General features: G+C 61.0%; 16 protein-coding genes. 15 read left to right on the top strand and 1 reads right to left on the bottom strand.

All coding sequences use genetic code 11. From position 1 onward, the window contains the following. Positions 1-5: 5 nt before the first annotated feature. Positions 6-908 carry an NAD(P)/FAD-dependent oxidoreductase gene (locus ACPQ6D_RS11180; RefSeq protein WP_423224409.1) on the bottom strand — a complete coding sequence of 301 codons (903 nt, stop codon included), beginning with the start codon at positions 906-908 and terminating at the stop codon, positions 6-8. Between the two features lie 246 nt (positions 909-1,154). On the opposite strand from ACPQ6D_RS11180, the gene ACPQ6D_RS11175 reads away from it, so the two are divergent. The 15 genes from ACPQ6D_RS11175 to ACPQ6D_RS11105 all read left to right on the top strand — a co-directional run bounded on the left by ACPQ6D_RS11175 (position 1,155) and on the right by ACPQ6D_RS11105 (position 20,525). Then, positions 1,155-1,340 carry a hypothetical protein gene (locus tag ACPQ6D_RS11175; protein WP_423224408.1) on the top strand — a complete coding sequence of 62 codons (186 nt, stop codon included), beginning with the start codon at positions 1,155-1,157 and terminating at the stop codon, positions 1,338-1,340. A 96-nt stretch (positions 1,341-1,436) separates the two neighbouring features. After that, positions 1,437-2,711 carry an aconitase X gene (locus tag ACPQ6D_RS11170; protein ID WP_423224407.1) on the top strand — a complete coding sequence of 425 codons (1,275 nt, stop codon included), beginning with the start codon at positions 1,437-1,439 and terminating at the stop codon, positions 2,709-2,711. A gap of 184 nt (positions 2,712-2,895) precedes the next feature. After that, positions 2,896-4,578 carry an acyl-CoA mutase large subunit family protein gene (locus ACPQ6D_RS11165; RefSeq protein ID WP_423224406.1) on the top strand — a complete coding sequence of 561 codons (1,683 nt, stop codon included), beginning with the start codon at positions 2,896-2,898 and terminating at the stop codon, positions 4,576-4,578. A 41-nt stretch (positions 4,579-4,619) separates the two neighbouring features. Beyond that, positions 4,620-5,030: a cobalamin B12-binding domain-containing protein gene (locus ACPQ6D_RS11160; RefSeq protein ID WP_423224405.1), complete on the top strand. Its 411-nt coding sequence runs from the start codon at positions 4,620-4,622 to the stop codon at positions 5,028-5,030. Between the two features lie 2 nt (positions 5,031-5,032). Next, positions 5,033-6,043 (top strand): methylmalonyl Co-A mutase-associated GTPase MeaB, encoded by a 1,011-nt coding sequence (gene meaB, locus ACPQ6D_RS11155; protein WP_423224404.1) that lies wholly within the window; start codon positions 5,033-5,035, stop codon positions 6,041-6,043. Positions 6,044-6,122: 79 nt separating this feature from the next. Beyond that, the gene (locus ACPQ6D_RS11150) at positions 6,123-7,229 is read left to right on the top strand and encodes a ribose-phosphate diphosphokinase (RefSeq protein ID WP_423224403.1); all 1,107 of its coding nucleotides are present in this window, start codon (positions 6,123-6,125) and stop codon (positions 7,227-7,229) included. A 246-nt stretch (positions 7,230-7,475) separates the two neighbouring features. Continuing rightward, positions 7,476-10,520, top strand: coding sequence for a preprotein translocase subunit SecA (gene secA, locus ACPQ6D_RS11145; protein ID WP_423224402.1), 3,045 nt, complete (start codon positions 7,476-7,478; stop codon positions 10,518-10,520). Positions 10,521-10,650: 130 nt separating this feature from the next. Beyond that, positions 10,651-11,916, top strand: a complete 1,266-nt coding sequence (locus ACPQ6D_RS11140; RefSeq protein WP_423224401.1) for a 30S ribosomal protein S1 — start codon at positions 10,651-10,653, stop codon at positions 11,914-11,916. Positions 11,917-12,156: 240 nt separating this feature from the next. Further along, positions 12,157-14,670, top strand: a complete 2,514-nt coding sequence (locus tag ACPQ6D_RS11135) for an ATP-dependent Clp protease ATP-binding subunit (protein ID WP_423224400.1) — start codon at positions 12,157-12,159, stop codon at positions 14,668-14,670. Between the two features lie 220 nt (positions 14,671-14,890). Beyond that, a complete protein-coding gene (locus ACPQ6D_RS11130) occupies positions 14,891-15,541 on the top strand; it encodes a thiamine diphosphokinase (protein ID WP_423224399.1) in 651 nt (216 codons plus the stop codon). After that, positions 15,534-16,613 (top strand): thiamine ABC transporter substrate-binding protein, encoded by a 1,080-nt coding sequence (locus ACPQ6D_RS11125; RefSeq protein WP_423224398.1) that lies wholly within the window; start codon positions 15,534-15,536, stop codon positions 16,611-16,613. Before ACPQ6D_RS11130 ends, ACPQ6D_RS11125 begins: the two co-directional genes overlap by 8 nt. Before the next feature lie 35 nt (positions 16,614-16,648). Beyond that, positions 16,649-18,340 carry an ABC transporter permease gene (locus ACPQ6D_RS11120; protein ID WP_479723007.1) on the top strand — a complete coding sequence of 564 codons (1,692 nt, stop codon included), beginning with the start codon at positions 16,649-16,651 and terminating at the stop codon, positions 18,338-18,340. A gap of 46 nt (positions 18,341-18,386) precedes the next feature. Then, positions 18,387-19,448 (top strand): ABC transporter ATP-binding protein, encoded by a 1,062-nt coding sequence (locus ACPQ6D_RS11115; protein ID WP_423224397.1) that lies wholly within the window; start codon positions 18,387-18,389, stop codon positions 19,446-19,448. A 135-nt stretch (positions 19,449-19,583) separates the two neighbouring features. Further along, the gene (locus ACPQ6D_RS11110; RefSeq protein ID WP_423224396.1) at positions 19,584-20,063 is read left to right on the top strand and encodes a single-stranded DNA-binding protein; all 480 of its coding nucleotides are present in this window, start codon (positions 19,584-19,586) and stop codon (positions 20,061-20,063) included. Between the two features lie 108 nt (positions 20,064-20,171). Further along, positions 20,172-20,525, top strand: coding sequence for a DUF3467 domain-containing protein (locus ACPQ6D_RS11105; protein ID WP_423224395.1), 354 nt, complete (start codon positions 20,172-20,174; stop codon positions 20,523-20,525). Positions 20,526-20,692 lie beyond the last annotated feature (167 nt).

Genomic DNA, 20,692 nt, shown 5'->3' with positions numbered 1-20,692 from the left:
GGCCGCTACGATCCCAGCTCAGCCAGATACTCGGAGGCGCTCAGCGCGGACTTAGCCCCTTCACCCACGGCCACCAAAATCTGCTCCGCATAGACATCGGTCACATCCCCGGCTGCGTAGATGCCAGGCCGGCTCGTGCGATTGCGTTGATCCACCGTGATGCGCCCCTGCGCATCATGCTGCACCAGGTGCGCCACCAGACCCGAGTCCGCTTCCAGGCCAATTTCAACGAAGACGCAGTCTACTTTGAGCGTTTGTAGGCCATGCGCGCCGCGCACCACCAGCTCCTCCACGTACTCCGTGCCTGCAATAGCTTCAACCCGGTAGCCGGTGAGCCAGGTCAGGTGCGGCGCTTCGGCCAGCCGACGACCCCAAGGGGTCTGGCGGCAAGCAGGATCGGCCGCCACCAGGTAGACGCGGGCGGCCGCGCGCACCAATTCGGCCGCGCTGCGCAGAGCCAGCGGGCCGTCGCCAATCACCGCGACGACCCGGTCCAACATGGCCGAAGCATAGGTGATAGCCGAATAGGAAAGCCCGCGCAGATAGAAGGTTTCTTCTCCAGGCGCCTGCAGGCGTTTGGGATAAGCGCCGGTTGCTATGAGCAGCGTGCGCGTTTCAAAAACCCCAGCGGCGGTTTGCACCCGGTAAAACTCGTTGAAGGTCTCCACCGCCACGGCCCGATCGAGCACACGCGCAAGGTGCCGCAGGTGCACTTCAGCTTTGAGCGCACGCACCAGGTCTTCGCCCGCCAGGCTGTGTTGGTTTTCCAACCACGGAACATCCAAACGCCAGCCCACGCGCCCTCCCACCTGGTCGCCGATGAGTAAGACGTTCAAATGTTGACGTAGGGCATAGGCGGCGGCCGCCAGTCCGGCTGGTCCACCGCCGATAATAATCAGGTCGTACACCGTTCTTCCTCCACCACGTGACGGGAGTGCGACATCCAAAACTAACTTCGTCGAATACAATCAGCCGACTGCGCGCTCAGGTGCAGGCGAGGCGCCACAGGCAGCCCCAACGCGAGTAGACGACTAGAGGATGACCTACAGTCTAGTGAGCAAACCTGGGCCAAACCATGACGTGCATCATTTTGCTGCTTTCTGATTTCCAGTGCTAAGATAGGCGCGCGTCGGCAGACCGTTTGGAGGAGTATCATGAATCTACGTTCGCGCAGTTTACTGTTCACGATTGCCTTGATCGTGGCCTTGCTCATCATTTGGCAGAAAGTGCGCATTGTCTTCATTGTGCCCTTGTCGCCCTTGGGCTTTGCGGCGATGATTTTGGTCATCGCGCTCGTCATTTTCCTGCTGCTGGATCATCTTCTCAACCGCAGCCGCTAGGGAACACCGGATATTCCGCGCTGCCGGCTGCATCAACAGCCAACGTATTCACCGGACGCCGGCTGGCGCCCATGGCTCACAACGGATGAACAAACGATGAGTGACCTCTATTTGAACGACGAAGAACAAGCGATGTTACAGGGCGCGCAGGGGCCAGGCGTGCAGCGCGCCATGGAGATTGTGGCGACGCTCGGCCGCATCTATGGCGCGCCAGACCTGGCGCCGATCACGCACGCCCAGATTGCCGGCGTCAGCTACAAAAACATCGGCGACGCAGGCGTTGCCTTCCTCAGCCAGTGGGCGGACGATGGGGGCCGCGTGCGCGTATCCACGATGCTCAACCCCATGGGCATGGAAGAGGCGCGCTGGCAAGAAATGGGCATCGCCGAAGCCTTTGCCAAGCCGCAGCTGAAGGCGATTAGCGCGTTCAGCAAGCTCGGCGTGCAGCAGACCCTTAGCTGCGTGCCCTACCTGCTGCCCGAATCCGGCCTGCGCATGGGCGATCACGTCGCCTGGGCCGAATCGAGTGCGGTCGCCTTCGGCAATTCGATCCTGGCCTTGCGCACCAATCGCGAAGGCGGCCCCAGCGCGCTGGCCGCGGCCATTGTGGGACGCACTGCGCGCTACGGCTATCACCTCGATGAGGGGCGCCGCGCCAACTGGATCATCGAGATCGCCTGCCCGGTGCGATCAATCGCCGATTTTGGCGCATTGGGCTATTTGATTGGCAAGCAGGTGGGCAACGGCTGCCTCTGGTTCAGCGACTTGGGCGCCTGGCTGCCGCCCTTGCCAGCCGACGTGACCAGCGGCGGCGCGGCCGGCGACCGGCTCAAGACCCTGGGCGCGGCCCTGGCTGGCTACGGCGCGGTCGCGCTCTATCACATCGCTGGCTACACGCCCGAAGCCGCCGCCCTGGGCGAGTCCTTGATTCAGGCCGGCGCCCGTCGCCTGCGCATCGAAAGCCTGGCCCCGGCCTATGCAGTCATGGATGCCAATCCAGAAGTGTCCGCGATTGACCTGGTGACGATCGGCTGTCCGCACGCCAGTCTGAGTGAAATCCAGACCGTGGCGGAGGCGGTGCGCGGTCAGCATCTTGCCACGCGGCTGTGGGTCACCACTGGCCGTTTGATTCGCCAGCGCGCCGAAGCGGCCGGCTGGGTGCAAGACATCGAAGGCGCGGGCGGTCTGGTGGTAGCCGACACCTGCGCCGTGGTCGCGCCCATCAAGCAGCTCGGCATCAAGAGTATGGCGACGAACGCGGGTAAGATGGCCTGTTACGCGCCGGCGCACAGCGGCGTCACCATGCGTTTCGGAGAGTTGGAACAGTGCATCCACGCGGCGCTGAGTGGGCAGTGGCTGGAAGCGCCGTGATTCATACGGCAAGCGGCTGCGCACGGCGCCTATTTTCTTAGGCGGCAAAGTGAGGTCTATTCCCGCTCACGCCATAACTGGCGCACGACGCCTACTTCGGGTAAAATGAGTAAGAGTAACGCGCTGCAATGACGCACTGCGTTGTGGCGCCTTGGCAAGCGATTGCACCACGGAGGTGACGAACATGTACGACAAAGCCAGCCTGGCCCAAATCCAAGAGGCGGTTGAGCAGTGGGAAGAGACCACGCTGCAACAAACGCGGGCGCGTGCACCAGAACGCCAGCGCGAGTTTATCACCACATCAAGCGTTCCCATCAATCACCTCTACACACCGTTGGATGTGGCGGACATGGACTACGCCCAAGACCTGGGACTGCCGGGCGAGTACCCGTTCACCCGCGGCGTCTATCCCACCATGCACCGTGGTCGGCTGTGGACGATGCGCATGTTCTCTGGTTTTGGCACAGCCGAGGAGACCAACGCCCGCTACAAATACCTCCTGAGCCAGGGCAACATGGGGCTGTCGGTGGCCTTCGACATGCCCACCCTCTATGGCTATGACAGCGATGCGCCTGAAGCCCTGGGCGAATTTGGCAAGTGCGGCGTGGCTGTCAGCTCGCTGGCCGACATGGAAGCCCTTTTCGATGGAATTCCCCTGGGCGACGTCAGCACGTCCATGACGATCAACAGTCCCGCCGCCATCATCTGGGCCATGTACATTGTGGCCGCTGAGAAGCAAGGCTATCAACGCAGCCAGTTACGCGGCACGCTGCAAAATGACATTCTCAAGGAATTCATTGCGCAGAAGGAATTCCTCTTCCCGCCCAGCCACTCCATGCGCCTGGTCGTAGATACCATCGAGTTTGGAACGCAGCACATGCCGCTGTGGAACACCATCAGCATTTCGGGTTATCACATTCGCGAGGCCGGCAGCACGGCGGTGCAAGAGCTGGCCTTCACCCTGGGCGATGGACTGGCTTATGTAGATGCCTGCATCGCCCGTGGCATGAAGGTGGACGATTTTGCCCCGCGCCTTTCCTTCTTCTTCAATGCACACAACGACTTCTTCGAAGAAATTGCCAAGTATCGGGCTGGCCGCCGCATCTGGGCGCGCATCCTGCGTGAGAAATACGGCGCGCAAGACCCGCGCTCCTGGATGCTGCGTTTCCACACGCAGACGGCCGGCGTCAGCCTGACTGCGCAGCAGCCGGAAAACAACATCGTGCGCGTCGCCATTCAGGCGCTGGCAGCCGTCCTCGGCGGCACCCAATCCCTCCATACCAACTCGATGGACGAGGCGCTGGCTCTGCCCAGCGCCAAAGCGGTCACCATCGCCCTGCGCACGCAGCAGATCATTGCGCACGAAAGCGGCGTTGCCAACACGATGGACCCGTTGGCTGGTTCCTTCTTCGTCGAAGCCCTGACCAACCAGACCGAAGCCGAGACGCTGCACTATCTCAAGCGCATCGAAGCCCTGGGCGGCGTTATTCCGGCGCTCGAAGGCGGTTTCATGCAGCGCGAGATTGCCGAAGCCGCCTACCGGTATCAACAGGAAATTGACACGCGCCATCGCACCATCGTCGGCGTCAACGAGTTTGCCAGCCAAGATACAACCGGTATCCCGATCCTGGCGATGGATCCACAGGGCTACGCGCGCCAGTTGAAGCGCCTGCACGATGTGCGCAGCGGCCGCGACAACCAGGCCACGCAGCAAGCGCTGCGGCGTCTGGCCGATGCCGCCCGCGCGCCGACCGGCAACCTGATGGAGCCTATCATCGAAGCAACCAAATCCTATGCGACCCTGGGCGAGATGTGCGACGTCTTGCGTGAGGTGTTTGGGATTTATCACGAGCCAGTCTTCTTCTAATTTCGTCGAGCGTCAGAACAAACAAGGAGCATTGAATTGTTATGAGTGAACGGAAAATTCGCGTGTTAGTGGCCAAGCCGGGCTTGGACGGTCACGATCGCGGCGCCAAAGTGGTGGCGCGTGCCTTGCGTGATGCCGGCTTTGAGGTGATCTACACCGGGATTCGGCAGACCCCGCAAATGATCGTGGAAGCGGCTTTGCAAGAGGATGTGGACGTTATTGGCCTTTCCATTCTCTCCGGCGCGCACATGGCGCTGGCCCCGAAGATCATGCAGGAGATCCAGCAGAGCGGTATGGATGACATTGTCGTGCTGATGGGCGGCATCATCCCGGATGAAGATGTGGAAGCTCTGAAGGCGATGGGGATCAAGGGCGTCTTTGGGCCTGGCACCTCAACCCAGGACATCGTTGATTTCATTCGCGCACAAGTAAGGGCTGCGGTTCCAGCGTAACCATGAACCAATCACCGGCTGAACTGATTGCCCAACTGCGTCAGGGTCATCGTCGCTCTCTGGCGCGTGCCATCACCGTGGTCGAAAGCGGAGGCAGACCCGCGCAAGAGTTGCTGACGGGCCTCTATCCCTTTACGGGCCAGGCCGCCGTGATCGGCTTCACCGGTTCGCCAGGCACCGGCAAGAGCACCCTTGTCAACGCCGTGGCCAAAGTATATCGTCAACAGGGAAAATCTGTCGGCATCGTGGCCGTTGATCCCACCAGTCCGTTCACCGGCGGGGCGCTGTTGGGCGACCGCGTGCGCATGCGCGATTTGAGCGGCGATCCAGGCATCTTCATTCGCTCCATGGCCACGCGCGGCAGCCTGGGCGGCCTGGCGCGCGCCACGGCGGATGTCATCATCACCCTCGACGCGGCCGGCTTCGATCGCGTGCTGGTGGAAACGGTGGGCGTTGGGCAGGCTGAGGTTGAAATTGCCAGCACCGCGCACACCACCGTCGTCGTCGAAGCGCCGGGCCTGGGCGACGAAGTGCAAGCCATCAAGGCCGGCGTGCTTGAAATTGCCGATGTCTTTGTCGTGAACAAGGCTGACCGCGAGGGCGCAGACCGCACCGTGATGGCGTTGAAGATGATGCTGGGCATTGCGCCTGAAGAGGTGCGTGGTATTTCGCATCACGGGCAGTTGATGACCATCGAGACGCCAAGCATGCATCGCGGCGTGGCCTGGGAGCCTCCCATCATCAAGACGGTCGCCCTGCAAGACAACGGCGTTCCAGAATTGGTCGCGGCCATCGAACAGCATCGCGCCTTTTTGATCCGCAGCGACCTCTGGAACGCGCGCGAGCGTGTGCGGGCCGCAAACGAGCTTGAAGGCATTGTACGCCGCCGTATGTTGGAAAAATTGGCCGCGCTCATTCCGCAAGAATCGCTGCATGGCATCGTAGACCAGATCGTCAGCCGCGCGCTGGATCCATACACTGCGGCCGATCAGTTGCTGACCGCGCTGGCGTGACAGGGCGACGTCAGGGGCGCAGCGGGGAGTGGCGATCTGCGATGCATTCGTTATCAATCACAAGAATATGGACGCTGACATGGCCGGACTAAGCATGTACGGCAAAATGGCCGTTTTCTCCGGGACCGCCGGTCATCCACTGGCTGACACGATCTGCCGGTATCTGCGCTTGAAACAAGGCGCTGATTTCCAGCTGGGCAAAATCGAAATCTCCACGTTTTCGAATGGCAATACCTTTTGTCGGCTGGGCGAGAGCGTGCGGGGCAAGGATGTTTTTCTGATTCAATCCACCTCCGCGCCGACCAATGACAACGTGATGGAGCTGCTGATCTGCCTGGATACGCTTCATCGCGATTCAGCCGGTCGCATCACGGCCGTCCTGCCCTACTATGGCTACGGCCGCACCGACAAGAAGGATCAGCCGCGCGTGCCCATCACCGCGCGGCTGGTGGCTGATCTCATTACCGTCGCGGGCGCGGATCGGTTCGTCACGGTAGACCTGCACGCGGGCCAGATCCAGGGTTTTTTCACCATCCCGACCGATGAACTGACGGCGCTCTACCCGCTGGTGGATCACTTCGCGCGGCTGCAGATTCCAAACGTGGTGGTGGTTTCGCCCGATGTGGGTGGTGTGCGGCGAGCGCGCAATTTTGCCGAACGACTCTCCGAAAAGCTGCGCTTCGCCGCCACCGGCAGCCTGGCGGCGCCAGACCCCGCACAGCAGGCCCGTTTTGCGGTGCCGCTGGCCGTGATCGAAAAACGGCGCTCGTATGATGGCAAACAAACCCAGATGTTCGACCTGATCGGTGATGTCAAGGACAAGAACGTCATCGTCGTGGATGACGAGATTGACACCGCGGGCACTCTGGCCCTCGCCGGCCAATTTGTCAAAGTTAAGGGCGCCATCGAAATCTATGCCTGCGCCACGCATGCCGTCTTATCCGAGCCGGCCGCCACCAATCTGCGCGACTCAGTCTTCAAGCAGGTTGTTGTCGCCGACACGGTGACGATCCCGCAGACAAAGAGCGACGTGATCGGCGAGAGACTAAAGGTTGTCTCGGTGGCCGAAATGCTCAGCGATGTGATTCTGCGCACCCATCGCGGTGAATCGGTGGGCGCGCTGTTTGACAAATGGGACGCGCTGGATCACAATTTGCCAGACGGAGGCTTTGCGGGCGATCGCTAACGCCTGATCACAGCACGCAGGCCGAGTATCGCAGCGCCCGACGCAGCGCAACGTCGTCGTGGCGCGCCGATGTCGAACAATCAACAGCGCAATGGGTATGATCACTCCTATCCACGGCGCTGTTGTTATGCTATACTGCACGCTCGAATAGATTTCTTTTTCTGCCCAAGGCAACAGGCGCAATGGCGCCCGCTTGCCGCACATAATGGCACATAATTTTTTGGCGACTGAGGATAAAACGCTGAGATGTTCAAGAAACTACTGACTATGGTGGTAGGCGATCCCAATGAACGCGAAGTAAAACGCCTGCAACCATTGATTGATGAGATCAACGACCTAGAAGACGAGATGCGCGCCAAGACCGACGATGAGATGGTCGCGCAAACAGAGAGCTTTCGCCAGCGCGTGATTGCGGAAACGGCCGACGCGCGCGCGGCCGCGCAAGAGGCGCGCGAAATATACGTACAGGAAACGGACCTCAGCGAACAGCAGAGCCGTCGCGCCGAATGGGAGCAAGCCGTCAAGGACCTGAAGGCCGCTGAGCGCGAAGTGCTGGATGCCATTCTGCCGCGCGCGTTTGCGGCCGTGCGTGAAGCGGCCCGGCGCACCATCGGTCTGCGTCACTATGATGTGCAGATGATCGGCGGCATCGTGCTGCACCAGGGTAAGATCGCTGAGATGCGCACCGGCGAAGGCAAGACGCTGGTGGCTACCCTGCCTCTTTACCTGAACGCCCTGGCCGGCCATGGCGCGCACCTGGTGACGCCCAACGACTACCTGTCCAAAATCGGCGCGCAATGGATGGGGCCAGTCTATCATCGGCTGGGGGTCAGCGTCGGCGTGATTCAGTCGGCCGCAGCCAATCCTGATCTCGGCTCCTTTGTGTTCGATCCCACTTTCCAGTCAGCCGATGATCGTTATCAGGGTTTGCGCCCGGTCACGCGGCGCGCTGCTTATGAGGCCGACATTACCTACGGCACCAACAACGAATTTGGCTTCGACTACTTGCGCGATAACATGATTTTTGCTGCGGACGAGGCGGCGCAGCGCGAGTTGCACTACGCGATTGTAGACGAGGTGGATAACATCCTGATTGATGAAGCGCGCACACCGCTTATCATTTCGGGCCAGGCGCAAGAGTCTTCCGATCTCTACCGCACCTTTGCCGTGCTGGTCAAACGGCTGCGGCCGCAAGAGGATTACAAGGTCGAAGAGAAAGAACGCGTCGTCACGCTGACCGAAGAAGGCGTCAGTAAGATCGAAGAAATGCTGGGGATTGACAATCTTTACTCGCCGGAGCATTTCGACAAAACACCCTATTTGGACAACGCCCTACGCGCGCATGTGATCTACAGCTTGGACCGCGACTATATCGTCAAGGATGGGGAAGTCATCATCGTGGATGAATTCACTGGACGCCTGATGTACGGCCGGCGGTTCTCAGAAGGTCTGCATCAAGCCATCGAAGCCAAAGAAAATGTGCGCGTACAGCGTGAGAGTCTGACCCTGGCAACCATCACGTTTCAGAATTTCTTCCGCATGTACCACAAACTGGCGGGCATGACCGGCACAGCCGCCACGGAAGCCGAGGAATTCGGCAAGATCTACAACCTCGATGTGACCATGATCCCGACCAACATCGAATACCGCGCCAAACGTGGGGAGCTGACGACACACAGTGAGAAAGTTGGCGGCGCTGACTTGGTTACCTACGAAGACCCGGCCACTGGCAGCCGCTACTTCAGGCGTTTGGACTTGCCAGACTTGATATTCAAGAACCAGGAAGCCAAGTTCAAAGCGGTGGTCGAGGATGTGGCAGAGAAGTACCGCGAAGGACGGCCGGTTCTGGTCGGCACCGTCGCCATCGAAACATCGGAGATGCTCTCCGGGATGCTCAAGCGCCGCGGCGTGCCGCACAGTGTGCTCAACGCAAAACAGCACGAGCGCGAAGCCATGATCATTGCACAGGCCGGGCGCCCTGGCGGTGTGACCATCGCCACGAACATGGCCGGTCGCGGCGTGGACATCTTGCTGGGCGGCAATGCGGAAGGCATGGCGCGCGATCAACTGCGCAAGCAAGGTCACGACTTGACCAGCCTGGAGCCAGGTTTGTGGGAGCAGGCCCTGGCCGAGGCGGAGATCGAGGTCAAGAAAAACCGGCAGAAGGTGTGGGACTTGGGCGGCTTGCACGTCGTCGGCACGGAACGGCATGAGGCGCGGCGCATTGACAACCAGTTGCGCGGCCGCTCCGCCCGTCAAGGCGACCCTGGGTCTTCACGCTTCTTCTTGTCGCTGAGCGACGACCTGATGCGCCGTTTTGGCGGCGAGAACGTTGCCGGACTCATGAACCGGCTAGGGGTTGAAGACGGCATGCCCATCGAGCACAATCTCGTGAGCAAATCCATCGCCAACGCCCAGCAGCGCGTTGAGGGTTACAACTTCGATATCCGTAAGCACGTGCTCGAATACGATGATGTGGTGAACAAGCAGCGCGAGATCATCTACGATCAGCGCCGTCAGATTCTGACCAAAGCCACCATGCAGCCAACGATTATGGGGATGGTGGAAAGCGAATTGGAGTCTGTCGTCAAATCATTCAGCGCGACGCAAGACCGATCGGAATGGGACATCCCCGCACTGCACCTGGCTGTGGCGGCCATCCTGCCGCTGCCCCGTGACGAAACCGTGGCGGCTTGGGAGGAGCAAACCCAGGATGAATTGATTGACCACCTGTGCGAGCTGGCGGCGCTGGCGTATGAAGCCAAAGAGCGCGAACATGGCGCCGAGTTCATGCGCTATGCCGAACGCCGAGTGATGCTGGAGGTCGTGGATCACCGCTGGCAGCGCCACCTGACGGACCTGGATCAACTGCGTGAAGGCATTGGGTTGCGCGCCTTTGCCCAAGTAGAGCCGCTGCTGGCGTACAAAAAAGAAGCCTTTGAGATGTACCAGGGCTTGATGGCAGACATCCAGCACGACATTGTACGGAATATCTTCCACGTACAACCACAACAGGTCAGAGCCGAGCCGGCGCGCAGACTGCAGAATCTACAGACCAATCGGGATGATGGACAGGCGCGACCTGTGCGCCGCAGCGGCGCCGCCATTGGCCGCAATGATCCTTGCTGGTGCGGCAGCGGTAAGAAGTATAAACATTGTCACAAGCAAAGCGACGAGGAGAGCGGCGCAGCCCCGGGCGGCCCCCCAGCGCCGGCCATGCAGGCGGCCGTTGCCTCGCGAGCGCCCGCCCCGTCACGACCCGCGGCGCCCGTCAAACGCGCACGGCGATAGTCAATCGCTTACCATGAACGGGGACTTCCGGAGCCTGGCAGACTTCGGAAGTCTTTGTTTTACCACCTAAGCAACGTTCTTGCGTTTCGGCGCTACATCCATTATAATAGCGAAACCCACCAAAGAGGAGATGTCGCAAGTTAGGATGGAAAACCTCGATTTATCGCCCACGTTGACTGCCGGACAGGAGGTGCCACAGGCCGAAAACGTTAATCCAATGGCTGAGTTGATGGATAGTTCGTTTGGGTTTGAGCCGCTGTCGAGTGGCTCTGTGCGCAAGGGAACTATCGTCCGCGTGACGCCAACCGAGATTCTAGTAGACATTGGCGCCAAGTCTGAAGGAATCATTTCTGATCGCGAACTGGAGCGCGTTGGCAAGGAAGCTCTTGCTAAGCTCACGGTTGGCGATGAGATACTGGTCTACGTCGTTCGCCCAGAGGATGAAGAAGGCCATGTGGTCTTGTCATTTAGCCGCGCCCAGCAAGAACGCGATTGGCTCAAGGCAGAAGAACTGCTCAAGAGCCAGGAAGTGTTCGAGGGGCTCGTAGCAGGTTTCAACCGTGGTGGCGTCACCATCAAGGTTGGCCGGCTGCGCGGCTTTGTCCCCACATCGCAGTTGGTTTCTGTGCAATCTATGTCGCAGGATGGCGCCAGTGATAATCTGGAAGCGCGCCTGGCAGACTTGGTCGGCAAGAAACTGAAGCTGAAAGTCGTTGAGATGGATCAGAAACGCAACCGTCTGATCTTGTCTGAACGGCAGGCAAACCGCGATTGGCGTAAGCAGGCCAAAGAGCGCCTGCTGTCTGAGTTGAAAAAGGGTGATAAATGCACCGGCATTGTCACCAGCATGTCTGACTTCGGCGCGTTCATTGACCTGGGCGGCGCTGATGGGCTGGTGCACCTCTCCGAAATCACCTGGGGGCACATCAATCATCCCGGCGAAGTGCTCAAGATTGGTCAGCGAGTTGAAGCGTACGTGCTCAATGTGGACATGGAACGCCGGCGGATCGGCCTTAGTTTGCGCCGCCTGCAGCCCGAACCCTGGAGCGTTGTCCACGAACGCTACGCGGTCGGCCAATTGGTAGACGCCACGATCACCAAGCTGACAAACTTCGGCGCATTCGCCCGCCTCGATGACGGCATCGAAGGCTTGATTCATCTTTCGGAACTGTCCGAAAAACGCGTCGGCCATGCGCGTGACGTCTTGCGCGAAGGCCAGCGCATGAGGCTGCGCATCATTCGCATTGATCCGCAGCGCCGCCGGATCGGTCTCAGCCTCAAGCAAGCGCCGGAGGAAGAATACACCGAGATGGACTGGCGTGAGCAGCTGGCCGAGATGGGTGAAGATGAGCCTGCCAGCGCCGATGATAGTGACAGCCCAGAGGCTGTAGACTAGACAAACTGGCCGAAACAAAACCTGTCAGGTTGAACCAGCCTGGCAGGTTCGTTTTTAACCCGCTAAAGAGTACGACTTCTCACCGAATCGGCGGCTCATGTTGGTTACACTGCGCAGCGAACGATGGCAGGCCGCACATGATGAAGGATGACCATACCTGGCTATCAGATTGGCCCTTCTCAGTGTGACATAGTCTCAACCATATCAACAGCGGTTTGATTAGCCAAAGGAATTGGCATCATGACAGACAAGTTTGATCGGTTTACCAAGCGGGCGCGTCGCGTCCTCCAGTTGGCTCAAGAGGAAGCGCAGCGCCTTAACCACAACTATATCGGCACCGAGCACCTGCTGCTCGGCCTGGTGCGCGAGGAAAATGGCGTGGCGGTGAAGGTGCTGCAAGAATTGGGTGTGGAGGGCAGCCATGTCGTGCGGGCGATTGAGCGCACCGTGGGTCGTGGAGAACGCATGCCGATAGGCAAGCCCAACCTGGCCCCGCGCACCAAACGCGTCCTCGAGCTGGCCATTGACGAAGCGCGGCTGATGGGCCATCACTACATCGGCACAGAACACCTTCTCCTGGGACTTGTGCGCGAGGGCGACGGCATCGCAGTCAACGTTCTACGCAGCCTGGGCGTCAACCTGGATAAGCTGCGCACCCAAACTGCGCGCAGCATCCTGCAGAGCCAGACTCAGCTCACCAAAGAAAAACAGAAGGCTGAACGCAAGACGCCCATGCTCGATCAATTGGGCCTCGATTTGACCGCGCTGGCGGAAGAAGGCAAGCTCGATCGTGTCATCGGCCGCGAAAAGGAAATCGAGCGCGTGGTGCAGATTCTGTGCCGGCGCACGAAAAACAACCCGGCCCTCATCGGTGAGCCGGGCGTCGGTAAAACGGCTATTGTCGAGGGTCTGGCCCAACGCATCGTCGAAGGCAACGTGCCGGAGCTGCTGCTCAACAAACGCGTGCTGACCCTTGACGTAGGCTCGTTGGTCGCCGGCACGATGTATCGCGGCCAATTTGAAGAGCGGCTCAAGAAGGTGATCGAAGAGATCAAGAACACGGCCAGTATTCTCTTCATTGACGAAGTGCACATGCTGGTAGGCGCAGGTTCGGCCGGCAGCTCGGTCGACGCGGCCAATATCCTCAAACCTGCTCTCTCGCGCGGTGAGCTGCAGTGCATCGGCGCGACGACGCTGGACGAGTATCGCCGCTACATCGAAGGCGACGCCGCGTTGGAGCGCCGCTTCCAGCCAGTGCAGGTCTTCGAGCCGACCATCGAAGAAACCGTGGAGATTCTGCGCGGCGTCAAGGGCGCCTACGAGACCCATCACAAGCTGGAGATCACAGAAGATGCGATCCACGCTGCAGCCACGCTGGCCGCGCGTTATGTCGTAGATCGCTTCTTGCCCGACAAGGCCATTGACGTGATTGATGAGGCCGCCAGCCGCGTGCGGATGTACAAGGCGCCCTATGCACGCAACTTGCGCGAGACCTTCGTCACCCTGAAGTCGCTGCAAAAAGAAAAAGAAGAAGCCTTGAACACGCAGCGCTATGACGACGCCATTGACCTGCGCTACCGCGAGGTAGAGCTGGAACATGAGCTTGATCAGCTGCGCATGGGCTGGGAAGATGTAGACAATCGCCCCAAAGTGATGGCAGAAGATGTGGCGGAAGTCGTTTCCATGTGGACTGGCATTCCGCTCATGCGCATTGCGGGCGAAGAGTCGGCGCGTTTGCTTGAAATGGAGCAGGAACTGCACCGCCGCGTGGTAGGCCAACAAGAGGCCATTGACGCCGTCAGCAAGGCAGTGCGCCGCGCTCGCGCCGGACTCAAGGATCCTAAGCGCCCGATTGCCACCCTGATCTTCCTCGGCCCTACGGGCGTCGGCAAGACGCTGCTGGCCAAAACGCTGGCTGAATTCCTCTTTGGCAGCGAAGAGGCGCTCATCAAGATTGACATGAGCGAGTTCATGGAACGGCATAATGTGAGTCGCCTGGTGGGCGCGCCGCCCGGGTACATCGGCTATGAAGAGGGCGGTCAATTGACCGAGGCAGTGCGTCGTCGCCCCTACTCGGTCGTGCTGCTGGATGAGATCGAAAAGGCCCATCCTGAAGTCTTCAACATGCTGCTGCAAATCATGGAAGATGGGCACTTGAGCGACGCCAAAGGCCGCCGGGTTGATTTCCGCAACGCTATCATCATCATGACCTCGAACGTGGGCGCGCAGTTGATCAAGCGCGCAACCAGCCTGGGCTTCATCCCGAACCGGGATGAACAAAAGAAGGTCGAAGATGAATACCAGGCCATGCGCGAGCGGGTGACCGATGCGCTCAAGAAGACTTTCCGGCCGGAATTCCTGAACCGGGTTGACGGCGTGATGGTCTTCCGCGCGCTGACTAAGCAGCAAATCACCGACATCGTTGACCTGGAGCTGAAGCGGGTGCATTGGCAACTCAGTGAGCACAACATCAGCTTGCAGATCAGCGACGCCACCAAGGAACATGTCGCCAACATCGGCTATGATCCAGACTACGGCGCCCGCCCGCTGCGCCGAGCCATCCAGAACCTGCTCGATGACCCGCTCAGCGAGGGTGTCCTGGCCGGCCGCTTCAGTCCTGGCGACACGGTCCTGGCAGACTACAATCCGGACACCAAGGAAATCGAGCTCAAGGTGATTGCCTCCACGCCCGCGCCAGCCAGTGTGCTGGACGATCTGGTCATGGAGCAGCTGCTGGAGCCTGTCCTGGAGTAGACGCCGCTAAACAAAAGAACTGTACAGCAAAACGAATACACGATGGGGAGCTGGGAGTATGCCCGGTTGAGAGGAAGTCCCTGGCCGTCAGGCCACTGGCTTCGACCCTTTGAACCTGACCTGGATAATGCCGGCGTAGGGACATGCTGTTGTCGCGCACAAGGCCGCTTCACTCAGGTGAGGCGGCCTTTTTTTAGGATCGTTCAGAATCTGAGGAATTATGCGAGCCATTGTAGTCGCAGGCAGTCCAGAGGTCAGGCGACCCGCAGGATTGCAGCCAGAACCTGGAGACCTGGTGATTGGCGCAGACTTGGGCGCGGCGCACTGCCTGCGCTGGGGTTGGCGCCCTAACCTGGTCATTGGCGACCTGGATTCGCTGCCAACCGCGGCGCAGGCCACGCTGACAGCCCAGGGCAGCCCGTTCATCATCATGCCCACGCGCAAGGATGAGACGGACCTGGAGTTGGCGCTTGACCATGCCCTGCAGGCAGGCGCTGCGGTCATTGTGATCGTAGGCGTGTTGGGCGGGCGAATTGACCACACGCTGGCCAATCTCCTCCTGCTGACGCGCGCGGATTTGGCCGAACGTGAGGTCCGCATGGTGGACGGCAACCAGACCGTACGCGTGCTGCGGCCTGGGCGCCCGCTGACCATTGCCGGCCAACCAGGCGACACGTTGTCGCTCATTCCAGTCGGCGGCGCGGCTATCGGCGTGACCGCACGCCACCTGGAATGGCCGCTGCATGAGGCCACACTGGCATTAGGCTCAGCGCGCGGCGTCAGCAATATCCTGATCGGCCCAGCAGCCGAGCTGAGTATCGAACAAGGCCTGATCCTGGTTGTACATATCGAGGACCAACCAAATGCGTAGACAAACACCCGTAAACACCGCTCTCATCGCCCTGCTGACTCTGCTGGGTGTGACCGCCTGTGTTCCGGCGGCGCCAGCGCCAACCGCCACACCACCCGGACCTCGCACGCTGACCATCATGACGCATGACAGCTTTGCCGCGAGCGAAGCGGTGATCAAACAGTTCGAAGACGCCAACCACGTCACGGTCCACATCGTGAAGGCCAACGACGCGGGCAGTGCGCTCAACCAGGCCATCCTGAGCAAGGACAACCCGCTGGCCGATGTCTTCTTTGGGGTGGACAACACCTTTCTCAGCCGGGCGCTGAACAGTGGTATTTTCGAGGCCTACCAATCCCCACGCCTGGCCGACATCCCAGCCGATCTACAGCTCGACCCGCAGTTCCGCCTGCTGCCAGTGGACTTTGGCTACATCTGCTTGAATTATGACAAGCAGTGGTTTGCCGACAGGCAGCTGCCTGCGCCACAGACCCTGGAAGACCTGGTCAAGCCGGCGTACAAGAGCCTGCTGGTGGTGGAAAACCCGGCCACGTCATCCCCGGGCCTGGCCTTCTTGCTGGCCAGCATCGCCCGCTTCGGCCCGGATGGCTACCTGGCCTGGTGGCAGGCGCTGCGCGCCAACGACGTGCTTGTGAGCGAGGGTTGGGAGGACGCCTATTACACGCAGTTCAGCGGCAGCAGCGGCAAAGGTCCGCGCCCCCTGGTGGTCAGCTACGCGACCAGCCCGGCCGCAGAGGTATACTTCAGCGAAGGCAAATTGACGACGCCGCCGACTGGGAACATTCTGCCAGACGGCGCCAGCTTCCGCCAGATCGAATTCGTCGGCATGCTCAAGGGATCGCCCAACCGTGATCTGGCCGCCAAATGGATTGACTTCATGCTCAGCCCGCCCTTCCAGGAAGACATCCCCTTGCAGATGTTTGTCTACCCGGCCAACCGGACAGCCAGCCTGCCCTCGCTCTTCACGCAGTTTGCTGTTCAGCCGGCCGCGCCGGCCATCCTGGCCGCAGACGCTATCAGCCAGCAGCGTGACGCGTGGATTGACGCGTGGACCACGGCGGTGCTGCGATAGGAGATTGGAGACCGGAGACCGGAGAGGGTGAAGGGATGATGGAGCGAGGCAAGCAGGTCAGGCGCGCGCTGAGGTGGCAAAGCGCGGCGCTAATGATCCCGCTGGTGTTTTTGGCCGTCTTTTTCTTCTATCCTTTGTTCGAGATTCTGCGCGTCAGCCTGGCGCCCGACGGCCGGCTTGACCTGACGCCGGTGGCCGTACTCGTCCGGGAGTCGTACTATGGCCGCGTGCTCTGGTTCACTACCTGGCAGGCGACTGTCTCGACTCTCCTCACCCTGGCCGTAGGCCTGCCCGCGGCTTACGTGTTCGCCCGCTACACGTTTCCCGGCAAAACCGTGCTGCGGGCGCTCAGTACGGTTCCCTTCGTCATGCCGACAGTGGTGGTGGCTGCGGCCTTCAGCGCCCTGCTTGGTCCCAACGGGGAAGTCAACCGCTGGCTCATGCACGCGTTTCATCTCAGTCAGCCGCCCGTGCAAATTCAGCAGACGATTTGGATGATCCTGTTGGCGCACGTCTTCTACAACGCCACCATCGTGCTGCGCATGGTAGGCGGCTTCTGGGCGAATTTGGACCCCCGGCTCGAACAGGCCGCAGCCGTATTGGGCGCCAGCCGCTGGCAAGTTTTCCGTGAGATTACGCTGCCCCTACTGCTGCCGTCGTTGACCGCGGCCTGCCTATTGATTTTTCTCTTCTGCTTTACCAGTTTCGGCGTCATCTTGATCCTGGGCGGCCCCCGCTTCGCCACCCTGGAGGTCGAAATCTATCGCCAGGCGGTCAACCTCTTCCGCCTGCCGGTGGCGGCGGCGCTGGCGCTGGTGCAAATGGCGATCACACTGGCCGTGATGATGGTCTACACGCGCGTGCAAGCGCGAGCCGCCACCGCGCTCAACTTCAAACCGCAGCAGGCCACACAGCAGCGCATGACAGGCTGGCGTCAGCGCCTGGTGGTAGGGTCAGGCATCAGCCTCCTCTTTGGGCTACTTCTGGCGCCCCTGGCGGCGTTGATAGCGCGCTCCGTCAGCACACCGAACGGCGTTAGCCTGGCTTACTACCGTGAGCTTTTCATCAACCGGCGCCAGTCCATCCTCTTCGTGCCGCCGGTGGAGGCGCTGCGCAATTCGCTTCTCTTCGCCGCGGCGGCGCTGGCGTTGGCGCTGATCCTCGGCGTGCTCAGCGCCTACCTGCTGGCCAGGCCGCGCCAGCGCGCGACGGCGTGGCTCGATCCTCTCTTCATGCTGCCCCTCGGCACCTCATCGGTCACACTCGGCCTCGGTTTCCTGGTGGCGCTGGACTCGCCCCCGCTCAACCTGCGGGCCTCGCCGCTGCTGATACCGCTGGCGCACACCCTGGTTGCGCTGCCGTTCGTCATTCGCAGCCTTCTGCCCGTGCTGCGCGGCATCCATCCGCACCTGCGTGAGGCCGCCGCGGTGCTCGGCGCAGCGCCCGACCGCGTCCGCCGCGAGGTTGACCTGCCGATCCTCGCGCCGGCGCTGATCGTGGGCGCGGTCTTTGCCTTCACCGTCTCCTTGGGGGAATTCGGCGCCACCGTGCTCATTGCGCGGCCCCAAACGCCGACCCTGCCCCTGGCGATCTACCGCTTCCTGGGTCAGCCCGGCGCATTGAATTACGGCCAGGCCCTGGCTGCCAGCAGCCTGCTCATGCTTGTTTGCGCGGTTGGCTTCATCCTGCTGGAGTGGATGCGGTATGGAGAGATGGGGGAGTTTTAGGGAATTGAAGATGGCAGATTGAAGATTGAGCTTGGGGGGTTAGTGAATGTTGAGTGTGAATGGGGTGTCGAAGGCGTTTGGGACGACGCGGGTGCTGCGAGAGGTGTCCTTGACCGTGGCCGACGGCGAGATCGCCTGCCTGTTGGGGCCAAGCGGCTGCGGCAAGACCACCTTGCTGCGCATCGTGGCCGGGCTGGACCAGGCGGATGAGGGTGCGGTCAGCTACGCGGGCCGCGACCTGACGCGAGTGGCCGTGCATCAGCGCGGTTTTGGACTGATGTTCCAAGATTTTGCCCTCTTTCCCCATCGCAGCGTCGCAGACAACATTGCCTTTGGCTTGCGTATGCAAGGCGCCGCGCCAGATCGCATTCGCCAACGCGTGGATGAGATGCTGGCCTTGGTCAACCTGCGCGGCTTCGGCGCCCGCCGCGTGCACGAGCTGTCCGGCGGCGAACAGCAGCGCGTTGCCCTGGCGCGCAGTCTGGCCCCGCAGCCGCAGCTCCTCATGCTCGACGAGCCGCTGGGATCCCTCGATCGCACCTTACGCGCGGACCTGCTGAGCGAGCTGCGCACGATCCTCAAGCGTGTGGGGCTGACCACGCTGTACGTCACCCATGATCAGCAAGAGGCGTTTGCCATCGCAGATCACATCTTGATCATGCGCGATGGGCAAATCGTCCAACGCGGCGCGCCCGCAGCGGTCTACCAGCAGCCCGCCAACCGCGGCGTGGCCCAGTTCTTGGGGCTGAACAATCTGATCGCTGGGCGCTGGGCGATTGGCCCCGACGGCGCAGTGGTGCAGACGGACCTCGGCCCCTTGCAGCTTGCCCCGGCCATGAACGACGCCGCGCAGTCGGGACAAGCGGTCATTGTACTGATCCGGCCAGAAGCTGCGCGCGCGGCGGCAGACGGCGCGCCCGGGCCCAATCTCATCCACGGCCAGGTGGTGCGTCGCACGTTCCGCGGCAGCTATTTTGGCATTGAGTTTCAGGCCGATGGGTTAGCAACGCCCTTGCAGTTCGAACTGCCGCTGGCTGACGCAAGCATGGAAGGCGCGCGGCTCAGTCTGGCCCTGGCGCCCGGCGCACTCACGCTCATTTCGGCATAAGAACGGTGTAACCCACAAGAACACTTGTGCTATTTTGACAACTGGCGTGGTTTCCTCTACAATACAGCTTGCTGTCACCGTGGCTGCGGCGCCACGTTGGATTGAGCACAATACGAACGGAAAGGACACAGAACAATGTGGCAGAGAATCACGATCGTCGGTAACCTCGGTTCCGACCCCGAAATGCGTTACACCCCCAGCGGCGTCCCCGTCACCAGTTTCAGCGTCGCCGTCAACCGCAAGGTCAAGCTGCAGGATGGCTCGGTGCAGGAAAAAACCACCTGGTTCCGCGTCACCGCCTGGCGACAATTGGCCGAAACATGCAGCCAGTACCTGAGCAAAGGGCGCATGGTATTGATTGAAGGCGAAGTAGAGGTCTCGGCCTATGCGGCGCAGGATGGCACGCCGCGAGCGTCGCTGGAGTTAACCGCGCGCGATGTGCGTTTCCTGGGCGGTCGCAGTGATGCCCCGGCGCCAGGGGTCGCCAGCGGCGCGCCTGCGGGCGCGTACAATGCCGCGGCGCCGCGCTCTGCGCCGCGGCCAGCCGCCAGCGGCGCCCCAAGCAATTTTGGCCCACCCCCACCCGAATTGCATGACGAAGAGATCCCATTTTGAGCGCCGTCGCACACGGTTCCCCTGGCATCCTCACGCCAGCGCGCCAGGGGGATCGTGCGCAGACTCAATCGAGCACGACGATCTGCATCGGTTAGCGAGGAGTTCATCATGCCAGCCAATCGCCCGCCTGGCCCGCCAGAGCCAGCCCGCCAGTTGAACATCGAAGTGCCAAACAACCTGGACCTGGTCTATGCCAACTTTGCCATCATCAACCATTCCCCGTCCGAGGTGATGATTGACTTCGGGCAGATGATGCCCAACGCGCCGCAGCAGGTGCGGGTGCGCGCCCGCATCATGCTGACCCCGATGAACGCCAAGCTGCTGCTGCGCGCCCTGAACGAAAACCTGGTCAACTACGAACGCCGCTTCGGCGAAATCAAAACCCCGCACGATTTCGATCCGGGCCAGGGATTCCTGGGCGGTGTGCAGTGGAAAGTCGGCAACGAGCCGCCTGAGACATGAGCAAACGATTGACCGACTACGATAACCCCTGGAAAGAGGCGCTTGAGCGCTATTTCCCGGAGTTCATGACGTTCTTCTTGGCCGATGCGGCGGCGGACATTGACTGGCGGCGCAAGTACGAATTCCTAGACAAGGAACTGCGCCAGGTGACGCGTGAGGCGGAGGTG

This window comes from Candidatus Amarolinea aalborgensis, assembly GCF_900491745.1.
Lineage (GTDB): Bacteria > Chloroflexota > Anaerolineae > SSC4 > Amarolineaceae > Amarolinea > Amarolinea aalborgensis.
The sequence above is the reverse complement of the archived record's forward strand: the minus strand, read 5'-3'. Positions and strand labels throughout refer to the sequence as shown.

Bases quoted from the DNA above. Each gene is read 5' to 3' on its own strand.
- ACPQ6D_RS11135 (WP_423224400.1), top strand. From the start codon at position 12,157: ATGACAGACAAGTTTGATCGGTTTACCAAGCGGGCGCGTCGCGTCCTC.
- ACPQ6D_RS11170 (WP_423224407.1), top strand. From the start codon at position 1,437: ATGAGTGACCTCTATTTGAACGACGAAGAACAAGCGATGTTACAGGGC.
- ACPQ6D_RS11125 (WP_423224398.1), top strand. From the start codon at position 15,534: ATGCGTAGACAAACACCCGTAAACACCGCTCTCATCGCCCTGCTGACT.
- ACPQ6D_RS11110 (WP_423224396.1), top strand. From the start codon at position 19,584: ATGTGGCAGAGAATCACGATCGTCGGTAACCTCGGTTCCGACCCCGAA.
- ACPQ6D_RS11150 (WP_423224403.1), top strand. From the start codon at position 6,123: ATGGCCGGACTAAGCATGTACGGCAAAATGGCCGTTTTCTCCGGGACC.
- ACPQ6D_RS11140 (WP_423224401.1), top strand. From the start codon at position 10,651: ATGTCGCAAGTTAGGATGGAAAACCTCGATTTATCGCCCACGTTGACT.
- ACPQ6D_RS11160 (WP_423224405.1), top strand. From the start codon at position 4,620: ATGAGTGAACGGAAAATTCGCGTGTTAGTGGCCAAGCCGGGCTTGGAC.
- ACPQ6D_RS11115 (WP_423224397.1), top strand. From the start codon at position 18,387: ATGTTGAGTGTGAATGGGGTGTCGAAGGCGTTTGGGACGACGCGGGTG.
- ACPQ6D_RS11165 (WP_423224406.1), top strand. From the start codon at position 2,896: ATGTACGACAAAGCCAGCCTGGCCCAAATCCAAGAGGCGGTTGAGCAG.
- ACPQ6D_RS11130 (WP_423224399.1), top strand. From the start codon at position 14,891: ATGCGAGCCATTGTAGTCGCAGGCAGTCCAGAGGTCAGGCGACCCGCA.
- meaB (WP_423224404.1), top strand. From the start codon at position 5,033: ATGAACCAATCACCGGCTGAACTGATTGCCCAACTGCGTCAGGGTCAT.
- ACPQ6D_RS11175 (WP_423224408.1), top strand. From the start codon at position 1,155: ATGAATCTACGTTCGCGCAGTTTACTGTTCACGATTGCCTTGATCGTG.
- ACPQ6D_RS11120 (WP_479723007.1), top strand. From the start codon at position 16,649: ATGATGGAGCGAGGCAAGCAGGTCAGGCGCGCGCTGAGGTGGCAAAGC.
- secA (WP_423224402.1), top strand. From the start codon at position 7,476: ATGTTCAAGAAACTACTGACTATGGTGGTAGGCGATCCCAATGAACGC.
- ACPQ6D_RS11105 (WP_423224395.1), top strand. From the start codon at position 20,172: ATGCCAGCCAATCGCCCGCCTGGCCCGCCAGAGCCAGCCCGCCAGTTG.